The organism is Nocardioides sp. 503 (assembly GCF_004522095.1).
In the GTDB taxonomy this organism is placed as follows: domain Bacteria; phylum Actinomycetota; class Actinomycetes; order Propionibacteriales; family Nocardioidaceae; genus Nocardioides.
On sequence record NZ_SPUI01000011.1, the window covers coordinates 80,441 to 93,550 of the forward strand.

At 75.5% G+C, this 13,110-nt stretch carries 13 protein-coding genes and 2 riboswitches; of the genes, 10 read left to right on the forward strand and 3 right to left on the reverse strand.

The features are described from left to right. Positions 1–206: 206 nt before the first annotated feature. From E4622_RS21685 to E4622_RS21710, 6 genes are all read left to right on the forward strand, one after another. Positions 207–869 carry a class E sortase gene (locus E4622_RS21685; RefSeq protein ID WP_245156145.1) on the forward strand — a complete coding sequence of 221 codons (663 nt, stop codon included), beginning with the start codon at positions 207–209 and terminating at the stop codon, positions 867–869. Positions 870–920: 51 nt separating this feature from the next. After that, entirely contained in the window at positions 921–1,178 is a 258-nt protein-coding gene (locus tag E4622_RS22975) for a hypothetical protein (protein WP_167736194.1), read from the forward strand. Beyond that, positions 1,159–1,353: riboswitch (cobalamin riboswitch) on the forward strand. (Overlaps the previous gene by 20 nt.) Positions 1,354–1,406: 53 nt before the next feature. Continuing rightward, entirely contained in the window at positions 1,407–2,270 is an 864-nt protein-coding gene (locus E4622_RS21695) for a nitrite reductase (protein ID WP_134742318.1), read from the forward strand. After that, positions 2,267–2,932: a precorrin-8X methylmutase gene (locus tag E4622_RS21700; RefSeq protein WP_134742319.1), complete on the forward strand. Its 666-nt coding sequence runs from the start codon at positions 2,267–2,269 to the stop codon at positions 2,930–2,932. The genes E4622_RS21695 and E4622_RS21700 overlap by 4 nt, the downstream gene beginning before the upstream one ends. After that, positions 2,929–4,449 (forward strand): precorrin-2 C(20)-methyltransferase, encoded by a 1,521-nt coding sequence (locus E4622_RS21705; RefSeq protein ID WP_134742320.1) that lies wholly within the window; start codon positions 2,929–2,931, stop codon positions 4,447–4,449. Before E4622_RS21700 ends, E4622_RS21705 begins: the two co-directional genes overlap by 4 nt. Before the next feature lie 108 nt (positions 4,450–4,557). Beyond that, positions 4,558–5,058, forward strand: a complete 501-nt coding sequence (locus E4622_RS21710) for a hypothetical protein (RefSeq protein WP_134742321.1) — start codon at positions 4,558–4,560, stop codon at positions 5,056–5,058. Between the two features lie 64 nt (positions 5,059–5,122). On the opposite strand, the gene cobM is transcribed toward E4622_RS21710, so the two are convergent. Both cobM and cbiE read right to left on the reverse strand, forming a co-directional pair. Beyond that, a complete protein-coding gene (gene cobM / locus E4622_RS21715) occupies positions 5,123–5,890 on the reverse strand; it encodes a precorrin-4 C(11)-methyltransferase (protein ID WP_134742322.1) in 768 nt (255 codons plus the stop codon). Then, on the reverse strand, positions 5,887–7,104 hold the full coding sequence (gene cbiE / locus E4622_RS21720; RefSeq protein ID WP_209022043.1) for a precorrin-6y C5,15-methyltransferase (decarboxylating) subunit CbiE: 1,218 nt from the start codon (positions 7,102–7,104) through the stop codon (positions 5,887–5,889). Before cbiE ends, cobM begins: the two co-directional genes overlap by 4 nt. Before the next feature lie 18 nt (positions 7,105–7,122). Further along, positions 7,123–7,290, forward strand: a riboswitch (cobalamin riboswitch). Between the two features lie 21 nt (positions 7,291–7,311). Between cbiE and E4622_RS21725 the strand changes: the two genes are divergently transcribed. Genes E4622_RS21725 through cobC form a run of 4 tightly spaced genes read left to right on the forward strand, consistent with a single transcriptional unit; the run spans position 7,312 to position 12,350 of the window. Next, positions 7,312–9,381 (forward strand): VWA domain-containing protein, encoded by a 2,070-nt coding sequence (locus E4622_RS21725; RefSeq protein WP_134742323.1) that lies wholly within the window; start codon positions 7,312–7,314, stop codon positions 9,379–9,381. Next, positions 9,381–9,995, forward strand: coding sequence for a cob(I)yrinic acid a,c-diamide adenosyltransferase (gene cobO, locus E4622_RS21730; protein ID WP_134742324.1), 615 nt, complete (start codon positions 9,381–9,383; stop codon positions 9,993–9,995). Before E4622_RS21725 ends, cobO begins: the two co-directional genes overlap by 1 nt. Continuing rightward, positions 9,992–11,350: a cobyrinate a,c-diamide synthase gene (locus tag E4622_RS23250; RefSeq protein ID WP_245156146.1), complete on the forward strand. Its 1,359-nt coding sequence runs from the start codon at positions 9,992–9,994 to the stop codon at positions 11,348–11,350. Before cobO ends, E4622_RS23250 begins: the two co-directional genes overlap by 4 nt. Continuing rightward, on the forward strand, positions 11,343–12,350 hold the full coding sequence (gene cobC / locus E4622_RS23255) for an Rv2231c family pyridoxal phosphate-dependent protein CobC (protein WP_245156147.1): 1,008 nt from the start codon (positions 11,343–11,345) through the stop codon (positions 12,348–12,350). Before E4622_RS23250 ends, cobC begins: the two co-directional genes overlap by 8 nt. 486 nt (positions 12,351–12,836) lie before the next feature. Here cobC and E4622_RS23260 read toward each other — a convergent pair whose 3' ends face one another. Further along, positions 12,837–13,094 (reverse strand): hypothetical protein, encoded by a 258-nt coding sequence (locus E4622_RS23260; RefSeq protein ID WP_245156148.1) that lies wholly within the window; start codon positions 13,092–13,094, stop codon positions 12,837–12,839. Between the last annotated feature and the right edge of the window lie 16 nt (positions 13,095–13,110).

A 13,110-nucleotide genomic window follows, 5' to 3' on the forward strand; every position in this document is an offset into this window, starting at 1 on the left:
CCCGATCCCTGCTCGCGTCCCACGCGAGTCGTCTGCTCCGCGGCGGGCAGATCGCCTCAGCCGCACCTGTCAGAGACGTCGAGCGGGGCGGTCGCTTACGGCCGGTGCCGGATCCGTCGAGGTGGTCCAGACCAGTGCCCGCGGCGGGCGGTCCCGGCGGCATCCCGGCGGTGCCGCGGCCGGGATCGCCGGGCACCATGTGCGGCGTGCCCCGCCCCGTCCGCTCCCGCCGCCGCCTCCAGCTGGGCGCGGTGCTGCTGCTCGTGGGGCTCGTCCTGCTCGGGTACGTCGGCTGGCAGCTGGTCGGCACCAGCTGGGTCTCGCGCCGGGCGCACGCCGCCGGGGTCGAGGCCCTGCGCGAGCAGTGGGAGCAGGGGCGCGACCACGCCGACGTGGACCACCACCGTGTGCTGGCGCTCGTCCGGGTGCCGCGCTTCGGCGACGACGTCGAGGTGCCGCTCGTCGAGGGCACCTCGCCCGACGACCTCGCGGCCGGCTTCGGGCACGTCGAGGGGACCGCAGAGCCAGGCGCCAGGGGCAACCTGGTCATCGCCGGGCACCGGGTGACCCACGGCGAGCCGCTGCGCGACATGCCGCGCCTCGAGCCCGGCGACCGGGTCGTCGTCGAGACCCGCACGGCCACCCACACCTACGTCCTGGACACGGCCGGGGACGCGCTCTCGGTGCCGTTCACGGCCGACTGGGTGCTCGACGCCCGCCCGCGCAACCCCGACGCCGGCGGCACCGAGCCGCCCGCCGACGCCGGACCCCGCCTGCTCACGCTCGTGACGTGCGCCGAGCTGTTCCACACCGACCAGCGGCTGGTGGCCTTCGGGCACCTCGTGTCCTCGACGCCGTCGGTCTCCTGAGGCTCGTGGCCGCGGGGCATAAGGATCGGCGCGCTCACGCGTCTTCAGGGCATGAGGAGCATTCTCGGCCGCACCCGCAGGCGGCACCCGGACCACCCGCGGCCGTCGCCGCGGGCGCGCGCGGCGGCGTACGAGACCCAGGGCCTGGTGGGCGCCTTGAGCCCCGGCGAGTGGGCGGCGGTGCTCGACCTGCTGGGCGAGGAGATCGCCCGCGGCTGGGTGCCGAAGCGCACGGACATCGAGGCCGCGCTGGGCGTCCTGCAGATCCCGGTGCCGGCGACCGCCATGGATCGCGGAGCCTGCGGCTAGTAGCCTGCGGGGGCCAGTGAAGGGAACCCGGTGCGACTCCGGGACTGACGCGCAGCGGTATGGGTGACGGACGAGACGCTGTCTTCGGACAGGCCACTGGACCTCCGGGTCCGGGAAGGTGTCTCGCCCCGGCTGACCCCGAGTCCGAAGACCTGCTGGCCCTTGCGGTGACCGCCGTGAGGTCAGCCAGGGGCTCCGCGCACGAGCCCCAGACCTCGAAGGACTCGCGTGCCCGCCACCTCCGTGAACCGGTCCCGTCCCGACCTCTGCCCCGGCGCCCTGCGCCCCTGGCCCGCCGACGACGGCGCGCTGGTGCGGCTGCGGCTGCCCGGGGGCCTGATGTCCGCCGACTCGCTGCGGGCGCTGGTCGCGGTGGCCACGGCGTACGGCGACGGCGCGGTGCACCTGACCGGGCGCGCCAACCTGCAGCTGCGCGCGCTGCCCTCCGCTGACGGCGACCTCCCGGCCGAGGTGCTGGCCGCGATCGAGGCGACCGGGCTGCTGCCCTCGCGCAGCCACGAGCTGGTCCGCAACCTCCTGGTCTCGCCGCTGACCGGGCTCGGCGGCGGGCGCGCCGACCTCCGGCCGGTGGTCGCCGAGCTGGACCGGCTGCTGTGCGCCCACGCCGCGCTGGCGGGGCTGCCGGGGCGCTTCCTCTTCGTGCTCGACGACGGCCGCGGCGACCTCGTCACGCGGACCTGCGACCTGGGGCTGGTCGCGCTCGATGGGACCACCGCCCAGCTGCGGGTCGGTGCCGCGTGGGGACCGGCCGTGCCGCTGACCGACGCGCCGGCGGCACTGGTCGACCTGGCCGCGCTCTTCCAGGAGCGCCGGGGCGACGGACCGAGCGCCGCATGGCACGTCGACGAGCTGGCCGAGCCGCTGGCGGCCGACCGGGCCGCGGACCCGCGCGCGCTCGTGTCCGGCGAGCCGGCGGCGTACGGGCGTCATGGGGGTGTCGAGCACGTCGAGGTGCCCGACGGGGTGCTCGTGCCGGACCTGGCGCTGGACCTCGCCGCGCGCGGGCCGGAGCTGGTCGTCACGCCGTGGCACGGCGTCGTCGTCCCCGCGCGGGACGGGGGTGCGCGATGAGCACGCTGGCGCGGCCGGGACGGCACTACGACTACGTCGACGACGGTCCCGCGATCTACGTGGAGTCGTTCGCGACGATCCGCCGCGAGGCGTCGTTCGCCGGGCTGCCGGCCGACGCCGAGAAGGTGGCGGTGCGGATGGTGCACGGCAGCGGCCAGGTCGACCTGGTGCGCGACCTGGTGGTGCACCCCGGACTCGTGGGTGCGGCGCGGACCGCGCTGATGATGGGCGCGCCGATCCTCACCGACGCCCGCATGGTCGCGATGGGCATCACCGCCTCGCGGCTGCCGGCGGGCAACGAGGTGCGCTGCTTCCTCACCGACGAGCGGGTCCCCGGCCTGGCGGCCGCCTGGTCCACGACGCGCACGGCGGCCGCCGTATCCCTGTGGGAGCCCTACCTCGACGGTGCCGTCGTCGTCATCGGCAACGCCCCGACCGCGCTGTTCCACCTGATGGAGATGCTGATCGAGGGCGCGCCCCGGCCGGCGGCGGTCATCGGCTGCCCGGTGGGCTTCATCGGCGCCGCGGAGTCCAAGGAGGCGCTGGTCGCGCTCGCCGACGACCACGGCATCGACGTCCCCTACGTCACCGTGCGCGGTCGCCGCGGCGGCTCCGCGATGGCGTCCTCCGCGCTCAACGCCCTGGCCCAGGAGCAGGAGTGACCGGCCGGTTCTACGGCGTCGGGCTCGGCCCCGGCGACCCCGAGCTCGTCACGCTCAAGGCCGCGCGGCTGATCGGCGCGGCCGATGTCGTCGCCTTCCACGCGGGTGTCGGCAAGCAGTCCAACGCCCGGCGCATCGCGGCCTCGCTGATCCCGGCGACCGCCGTCGAGGAGGAGCTGCGCTACCCCGTCACGACCGGGCCGACCGCCCATCCCGGCGGGTACGCCGGCGCCATGGCCGACTTCTACGCCGAGTCGGCCGCGCGGCTGGCGGTCCACCTCGAGGCCGGTCGCGACGTGGTCCTGCTGGCCGAGGGCGACCCGCTCTTCTACGGCTCGTTCATGTACATGCACGACCTGCTCTCGCCCCGCTTCCCCACCGAGATCGTGCCCGGGGTGCCGGCCTTCGCGGCCGCGACCGCCGCGGCGGCGACGCCGCTGGTGCGCCAGACCGACGTGCTGACGATCCTGCCCGGCACGCTGCCCGAGCCCGAGCTCGCCCGGCGGCTGGCCGACACCGACGGCGCGATCATCATGAAGCTCGGCCGCACCTTCCCCGCCGTACGCTCCGCGCTGGCGCAGGCCGGGCGCCTCGAGCACGCCGTCTACGTCGAGCGCGCGTCGATGGACACCGAGCGCCGGATGCCGGTGGCCGACGTCGACCCGGCGACGGTGCCGTACTTCTCGCTCGTCGTCGTGCCCGGCGACTCGCGGCACGACGAGCCGGCGGGGCGCCGGGCGTCGCCGGTCGCTGACGCGTCCTCGGACGTCGTGGGCGGTCCGGCGGAGCTTCTCGTGGTCGGGCTCGGGCCGGGACCGGACGCATGGGTCACGCCCGAGGTCACGGCGGCGCTGGCCGAGGTCGACCACGTGGTCGGCTACGCGCCGTACGTCCATCGCGTGCCGCAGCGCGCCGGCCTCACCCGGCACGCGTCGGGCAACACCGTCGAGGTCGACCGGGCGCGCCTCGCGCTCGACCTCGCGCTCGCCGGGGAGCGGGTCGCGGTCGTGTCCGGGGGGGACGCGGGGGTCTTCGGGATGGCGTCGGCGGTCTTCGAGGCGGCCGAGGACCCGGCGTACGCCGCCGTGCCGGTGCGCGTGCTGCCCGGGGTCAGCGCGGTGCAGGCCGTGGCGGCGCGGGCGGGGGCGCCGGTCGGCGCGGACTTCGCGGTGATGAGCCTCTCGGACCGGCTCAAGCCGTGGCCGGTCATCGAGCGGCGGCTCCGCCACGTGGCCGAGGCCGACCTGGTGCTGGCGCTCTACAACCCGGCGTCGCGCTCGCGCACCGAGCAGGTGGTGCGCGCCCAGAAGGTCCTGCTCGAGCACCGTTCCCCCGACACCGTCGTGGTCGTCGGCCGTGACGTCGGCCGCGCCGAGGAGTCCCTGCTCGTCACCACCCTCGGCGCCCTCGACGCCGACACCATCGACATGAAGTGCCTGCTGATCATCGGCGCCACCGCCACCCGGCGTACCCCCTCCGGCGCCGTCTGGACCCCCCGCAGCGTCCCCGAGGAGTGACCGCGGCGGGATAGTCCCCAACAAACGCGTGGTCGCGCCGGCGTGTCGACCACGAATTTGTTAGGGACTATCCCGCCGGGTGTCGGTGGTGGCGGGCAGGGTGAGGGCATGGCGTGGGTCGGGGAGCGAGTGCGGGACGCGGCGCTGGTGGACGCCTACCTCGGGGTCGAGGACGCGGCGTCGTGGTCGGAGTGGCTGCCGTTCGGCGAGGCGGTCCCGTGGGCGCCGCGGGAGCCAGGGGTCTACCTCCTCCGGGACCCGGCCAGCCAGCTGGTCGTGCACGTCGGGATGGCCGGCGAGCGGGCGGCGTCCGGTCGGCCGCAGGGGCTCTACGGGCGACTCTCGGCCTACCGCACCGCCCAGGGCGCTGTCGGCGGCTTCGCCGAGGCCGCGCTCGACCGTGCCCTCGCCGACCCCGACTGGGTCGCGGGCCGGCTGGACGACCTGCGCACCCACGGCCCCAGCCGCACCCGGCAGTGGGCCGCCGCGGCCGTCGCCCACGCGGCCCCGGAGGTCTCCTGGGCGGTCCGTCCCGAGCGCGCCGACGCCAAGCTCCTCGCCGACCAGGTCGAGCTCCTCCTGCGGCCCCACGGCCTCTGGACGCGCTGACCTCCGGGTAGTCCCTGACGTTGGTGTCGTCTTCTCGGCGTGTCGACGACACGAACGTCAGGGACTACCCCGGCGGACGCTTCGCGGAGCGGTCGCGGGCGGGGTCGTAGAGGTAGGACTCGCCGGCGGCCGAGGGGGACGGGTCGAGGGCGGGGCCGACGAGGATGACGGCGGCCTGGCGGAGGCCGGCGCGCTCGACCGCGTCGGCGATCGAGGAGACGGTGCCGCGCAGGACCAGCTCGTCGGGCTGGCTGGCCTTGTGGACGACCACGACCGGGCAGTCGGGGCCGTAGTGGCCGGCCAGCTCCTCCATCAGCTCGCGGGTGCGGGTGATCGCGAGGTGCAGGACCAGGGTGGCGCGGGTGGCCGCGAAGCGCGCCAGCTCCTCGGTCTCCGGCATCGCCGTCGAGCGGGCCTGGGCGCGGGTCAGCACCACCGACTGGGTCACCAGCGGCACGGTCAGCTCACGGCCGACGAGCGCGGCCGCGGCGGCGTACGCCGGGACGCCCGGCGTGACGTCCCACGGCACTCCCGCCTCGTCGAGACGGCGGGTCTGCTCGTGCAGGGCCGAGTAGACCGACGGGTCGCCCGAGGTGAGCCGGACGACGTCGAGGCCGGCGCGATGGGCATCCACGACGACGGCGACCATCTGGTCGAGGTCCAGGTCCTGGGTGTCGACGAGCCGGGCGTCGGGGCGGCAGTGCGCGAGGACCGTGTGGTCGAGGTAGGTGCCCGGGTAGAGGCACACGTCCGCGGCCGCGAGCATCGTCGCGGCGCGCAGCGTGATCAGGTCGGCCGCGCCCGGTCCGGCGCCGACGAAGTGGACGGTCATGCGCCCTCCTCGGTCCAGGCCCACTGGGTCACGGCACGCGTCGGCGTCCACCCGGTGAAGGAGCCGATCGCGCCGGCGTGCTCGACGTGCAGCCGGGTCAGCTCGCCGCCGCGCTCGGCGTGCAGCCGGCCGAGCAGCGCCTCGGTCTCCAGGGTCACGCCATGCACGACGAGGCGGCCGCCGGGTCGCAGCGCGGCGAGGCAGGCCGCTACGACGCCAGGCACGGTCGCGCCGCCGCCGACGAAGACCGCGTCCGGGGCCGGGAGCCCGTCGAGCGCGTCGGGGGCGCGGCCGTGGACCACCCGCAGGGCCGGTACGCCGAGGCGCTCGGCGTTGCCGCGGACCCGCTCGGCCCGGGCCGCGTCGGCCTCCACGGCGATCGCGTCACACGTGGGGTGGGCCCGCATCCACTCGATGCCCACCGACCCCGCGCCGGCGCCGACGTCCCACAGCAGCTGGCCGGGCTGGGCGGCGAGCCGGGCGAGCGCGGAGGCGCGCAGGTCGCGCTTGGTGAGCTGGCCGTCGTGCTCGAAGGCCTCGTCGGGCAGGCCACCGGTGCGCGGACCCACGACCGGGCCGAGCAGGGTGAGCGCGAGGACGTTCAGCGCCGGCGAAGCCCCGGTCCACGACTCGGCGATCCCGTCGCGGCGCGACTCGTCGGCCGAGCCGAGGTCGCCGAGGACGGTCAGCGCGCTCGCGCCGTACCCCGAGGAGACGAGCAGGCCCGCCACCTCCGCGGGCGTCGAGGCGTCGGACGACAGCACCAGCACGCGGTGACCGGGCGCCAGCGTGCGCAGGACCGCGTGGGCGTCGCGCCCCACCACCGAGACCACCTCGACCGACTCGGCCGGCCAGCCCATGCGCGCCCGCGCGAGCGCGACCGAGGACATGGCCGGCACCACCCGCACCGCGTCGGCGCCGAGCAGCCCGACCAGCGTCGAGCCGATGCCGGAGACCAGCGGGTCGCCCGAGGCCAGCGCGACGACCTCGCGACCGGCGTACCGCTGGAGCAGGCCCGGCAGGCCCTCCCGCAGCGGGGAGGGCCACGACACCCGCTCCTGACCGGGTACGGCGGGCAGCAGCCCCAGGTGCCGCGCGCCGCCGAGTACGACAGGCGCCTCCAGCACGAGGCGCCGGGTGTCCTCGGGGACCCCGGGCCAGCCGTCCGCGCCGAGGCCGACGACCGTCAGGCGAGGACGCGTGGGGGAGGGCACGAGGACGAACGCTATCGTGACGACCGACAGGCACGAGGTGCCCCGACCCCCTGCTGCAGAGCGGGAGCGACGGGAGAATCTGGGAAGCCGGTGAAAGTCCGGCACAGGCCCGCTGCGGTGACCTGGACGGCGTCGACGACGCTGGTCCAGGAAGTCCGAAGACCGGCCTCGCGCCCCCTGAAAGCTGGCGATCGAGCGGGAGCCTCCATGCCACAGCAGTACCCCTTCTCTGCCGTCGTCGGATCCGACGACCCCGACCACATGGCGCTCGCCCTGGTCCTCACCACGATCTCGCCCGAGGTCGGCGGCGTGCTCGTGCGCGGGGAGAAGGGCACGGCCAAGTCGACGATCGTCCGGGCCCTGGCCGCCGTGCTGCCGCCGATCGACGTGGTGGCGGGCGACCGCTTCTCCACGGACCCGCGCGAGCGGCACGTCGCCTCGCCGGACGGCCCGTTCGGCCCGGACGCGGCGACCGAGACGCGGCCGGTGCGGCTCGTCGAGCTCCCCGTCGGCGCGACCGAGGACCGCGTGCTGGGCTCGCTGCACCTCGAGCGCGCCCTGTCGGAGGGCAAGGCGGAGTACGAGCCCGGCCTGCTCGCCCGCGCGCACCGCGGGATCCTCTACGTCGACGAGGTCAACCTGCTCCACGACCACCTCGTCGACCTGCTGCTCGACGCCGCCGCCATGGGCCGCTCGACCGTCGAGCGCGACGGCGTCTCGGTCGAGCACGCCGCCCGCTTCGTCCTCGTCGGCACCATGAACCCCGAGGAGGGCGAGCTGCGCCCCCAGCTCCTCGACCGCTTCGGACTCACCGTCGAGGTCGCCGCGCCGCGCGACCCGCAGGAGCGGGTCGAGGTGGTCCGCCGGCGGATGGCCTACGACGCCGACCCCGACGGGTTCGTGGCGGCGTACGCCGAGCGCGAGGCGGCCCTCACCACGCGCATCCAGCGCGCCCAGGAGCTGGTCGGTCGGGTCGTCCTGTCCGACGCGGCGCTGCTCAAGATCGCCGAGGTCTGCGCGGCGTTCGAGGTCGACGGCATGCGCGCCGACCTGGTCACCGCCCGGGCCGCGCTGGCCCACGCGGCCTGGCACGAGCGGACGTCGGTGACCCGCGCGGACATCCGCGCCGCGGCCCGGCTCTCGCTGCCGCACCGGCGCCGGCGCAACCCGTTCGACGCGCCCGGGCTGGACGAGGAGCTGCTCGACCGGGTGCTCGGCGACGAGGAGCTGCCGCCGGAGCCGCCGCTGCCGCCGAGTCCCGGGGAGGACGGCGGGGACGGTGACGCTGGTGAGGGTGACGGCGGTGAGGGTGACGAGGGTTTCGAGACAGGCGCCAGCGCGCCTTCCTCGACCCACGAGGGCGACGGCACCTCCCCGACCCACGAGGGCGACGCCGCTTCCTCGGCCTCCGAGCAGGAGCAGGCGGAGACGCCCGGCTCCGGTGCGGCGGCCCCGTCGACGCCGGTGGCCGCGGGCACGCCGTACCGACCACGGCTGTTCACGGTCTCCGGGACCGGGGCGGGCGCGGCCGGCAAGCGCAGCCGGGCGATCACCGAGTCCGGGCGGCGGGTGGGGGCACGACGCTCGCAGGACGGCGGCGGCGCGATCCACCTCAGCGAGACCGTGCGCGCCGCGGCGCCGCACCAGGTCGCCCGCGGACGCAGCCACGGGCCGCTGCGCTTCCGGGGCGCGGACCTGCGCGTCGCCGTGCGCGAGGGACGCGAGGCCAACCTCGTGCTGTTCTGCGTGGACGCGTCGGGCTCGATGGCCGCACGCAGGCGGATGGAGCAGGTCAAGACCGCCATCCTCTCGCTGCTGCTCGACGCCTACCGGCGCCGCGACAAGGTCGGGCTGATCACCTTCCGTGGCGCCGGCGCCGAGCTGGCGCTGCCGCCGACGCGCTCGGTCGACATCGCCGCCACGCGCCTGGAGGACCTCGGCGCCGGCGGCCGGACGCCGCTGGCCGAGGGGCTGCTCGAGGCCGACCGGGTCCTGCGGGTGGAGCGGGTCCGCGACCCGCACCTGCGGCCGCTGCTGGTGGTCGTCACCGACGGCCGGGCCACGCAGGGCGCCGACGCGGTCGCGCGTTCCCGCCAGGTGGCCGCCCACCTCGCGACCACGGTCGACTCCGTGGTGGTCGACTGCGAGACCGGGTCCTTCCGGATGGGCCTTGCGGCCCGCCTGGCCGAGTCGCTGGGCGCCGAGCACGTCCCCGTCGCCGAGGTGAGCGCCCCCGGCCTGGCCGCGATCGTCCACCACTCCGTGGGCGCGGCCTGATGCCGCAGGGACAGCCCGACGCCGTACCCGACGACGGCCTCACCACCCGCGAGCGCCGCCAGCAGCCGCTGCTCATGGTCCACACCGGCGACGGCAAGGGGAAGTCGACCGCGGCGTTCGGCCTGGCGATCCGGGCGTGGAACCAGGGCTGGGACGTCGGGGTCTTCCAGTTCGTGAAGTCCGCCAAGTGGCGCATCGGCGAGCAGACCGTGCTCGAGCGGCTCGGGCAGCTGCACGAGGAGACCGGCGAGGGCGGCCCGGTGGAGTGGCACAAGATGGGCGCCGGCTGGTCGTGGTCGCGCAAGGCCGGCGACGAGACCGACCACGCCGCGGGGGCTGCGGCGGGGTGGGCGGAGATCAAGCGCCGCCTGGCCGAGGAGACCCACGACCTCTACGTGCTCGACGAGTTCACCTACGTCATGGAGTGGGGCTGGGTCGACCTCGACGACGTCATCGAGACGCTGTCGCAGCGCCCGGGGCGCCAGTACGTCGTCGTGACCGGCCGCCGCGCGCACCCCCGGCTGGTCGAGGTCGCCGACCTGGTCACCGAGATGACCAAGGTCAAGCACCAGATGGACCGGGGCCAGAAGGGCCAGAAGGGCATCGAGTGGTGACCACCCCCAGGACGGCACTCCCCCGGATCGTGGTCGCCGCACCGGCCACCGGCCAGGGCAAGACCACCGTGTCCACAGGGCTCATGGCGGCGCTGACCCGCGCCGGCCACGTCGTCAGCGGCCACAAGGTCGGCCCCGACTACATCGACCCCGGCTACCACGCGCTCGCCTGCGGTCGCCCCGGCCGCAACCTCGACCCGCACCTGGTCGGCGAGGACCGGATCGCCCCGCTGCTGCTCCACGGCGCCCGCACGCCGACGCCCGCCGACATCGCGGTGGTCGAGGGCGTGATGGGGCTCTACGACGGTCGCGTCGGCCACGACGGCTTCTCCTCGACCGCCCACGTCGCCCACCTCACCGACTCGCCGGTCGTGCTCGTGGTGGACATCGCGCGCTCGTCGCGCTCGATCGGCGCGGTGGTGCACGGCATGGCGACCTGGCGCGGCGCGCCCCGCATCGCCGGTGTGATCCTCAACCAGGCCGGCTCTCCCCGCCACGCCGCGGAGGTCGCCTCCTCGATCGACCTGCCCGTGCTGGGTACGGTGCCGCGCGACGAGTCGGTGTCGGCGCCGTCGCGCCACCTCGGGCTGGTGCCGGCCGCCGAGCGCGACGAGGCGGCGCACGCGCTGGACCGCCTGGCCGAGCGGATCGCCGAGACCGTCGACCTCGACGCCGTCCTCGCCGTCGCCCGGTCCGCGCCCGACCTCGAGGTCGAGGCGTGGGACCCCGCGCAGGAGGTGCGCCCCTCCAGCGACGGGCGACCGGTCGTGGCGATGGCCGGCGGGCGCGCCTTCACGTTCCGCTACGCCGAGACCGAGGAGCTGCTGCGCGCCGCTGGCTGCGAGGTCGTCACCTTCGACCCGCTCGCCGACCCCGCGCTGCCGCCGGGCACGTCCGGGATCTACCTCGGCGGCGGCTTCCCTGAGGTGCACGCCGCCGACCTCACCGGCAACGAGTCGCTGCGCCGCGAGCTGGCCGGGGCCGTCGCCGCCGGCGTACCGACCGTCGCGGAGTGCGCCGGGCTGCTCTACCTCTGCGACACCCTCGACGGCGCCCCGATGGTCGGGGCGCTGCCGGCCACCGCGGAGATGACCGCGCGGCTGACGCTGCGCTACCCCACCGCCACCGCCGCCGGCGACTCGCTGCTGACGCGCGCGGGCGAGGACGTCACCGGGCACGAGTTCCACCGCACCCACGTCGAGCCCGTGCGCGGCGACACCGCCACCTGGACGGTCGACGGGACGGCGGTCGGGTTCGGCACCCCGACGCTGCACGCGTCGTACCTGCACACGCACTGGGCGGGCCACCCGCGCATGGCCCAGCGGTTCGCGGACGCCGCGCACGCGCATGGCTGACCCCCTCGGCGACCCCCTGCGACACCACGGGGACGTCGAGGTGGGCGACCTGCTCGACCTGGCGGTCAACGTCTACGCCGGCGCCCGCCCGGACTGGCTGGACGCGGCGCTCCTGGCGTCGCTGGACCAGGTGGGCGCCTACCCCTCGCCGACCGCGGCCGAGACGGCGCTGGCCGGACGCCACGGCGTCGCGCCCGAGCGGGTGCTGGCGACGGCCGGTGCCGCCGAGGCGTTCTCGCTCGTCGCGCGGCTGCGCCCGTGGCGGCGCCCGGTCATGGTGCACCCGCAGTTCACCGAGCCGCACGCCGCGCTGCTCCAGGCCGGACGCACGGTCACCGAGGTGGTGCTGCCCGAGCCGTTCGTCCTGGACCCCGCGCTGGTGCCGGAGGACGCCGACCTCGTGGTGGTGGGCAACCCGACCAACCCCACCGGCGTCCTGCACCCGGCCTCTTCGCTGCTGGCCTTGGTCCGGCCCGAACGGTTGGTGGTGGTCGACGAGGCGTTCCTCGACGCCGTGCCCGGCGAGCCGGGATCGCTGGTCGCCTCCGGGATGGCCGGGGTGCTGGTCGTCCGCAGCCTGACCAAGCACTGGAGCATCCCCGGCGTGCGCGCGGGGTACGCCGTCGGCGACCCCGACCTCGTCGCCGAGCTGCGCCGCGGTCAGGTGCCGTGGTCGGTGTCGGCGCAGGCGTCCGCGGCGATGGTGGCCTGCTCGTCGCCCGCGGCGCTGGTCGAGTCCGAGCGCCGCGCCCGCGAGATCGCCGGCTGGCGGGCGTACCTCGAGGATCGTCTGTCCGCACTGGGGATCCGCCACGTCGCCTCGTCCGCGCCGTTCGTGCTGGCCCGCGTCGGCGACGGCGTCCACGCCCGGCTGCGCGCCGCCGGGGTCGCCGTACGCCGCGCCGACACCTTCCCCGGCCTCGGCCCCGACTGGGTCCGCATCGCCGTCCGCCCGCCCGACGTCACCGAGCGGCTGGTGGCGGCGCTGGGCGCCGAGTGACGTTTCCCCAAGGTATGCAGGGGAGCTGTCACTTCCCGTGCGCTGCACACCGAGGGAAGTGACGCCTTCCCTGCATACCTTGATGAAACTGTCACTCGCCGCACCGCCGCGGCGCTAGTGTGCCGTCACATCCGGGTAGTTCTCCGACGTCGGTCGCTATCCACGGTCGATGGGGGGCGTCGCGTGAGTCGAGCCAAGGCCTGCAAGATCCACTGCGCGGAGTGCCTCCGCAGTGCCGTCGACGCCGGCTTCGACCTGGCGGGAGTCCACGCCGTCCTGTCGATCGACCCGCATGCCCTGATGTTCGCCAAGCAGCTGCGCCGAGCACAGTTCCTCGACCCTCAACTCGCGGATGTCGATCTCGTACTGCTCACCAAGTCGAAGGACCCTGCATCGATCGTCTCAGCGCTGGTGTCCACGGAATACAACTGGGTTCAGCTGCACGAAGCGTGGACAGCCATCGACCTTGCCGAGCTGCGAGCGCGCTCAGACGACGCCGGGCTCGGCGATCTCCGGATCATCAGCCTCCTCCCTGCCGGGGCCGGGCTCCCGCCCGGCTCGGTCACCGACTCGGTGGGCGCCGTCCTCGAGCACGCCGACTACGTAATCGTCGACCACCTCTCCGGTGGGACCGGGAGACGCGTCGACCAGGGCGTGCTGGTCGGTCTCCGCGACGCGGGGTTGATGGACCGCACGTTCATCGCCGGTGGCCTGAACGTCTCGAACGTCGCCGGCGTGGTCCAAGACTTCGATCCCTACG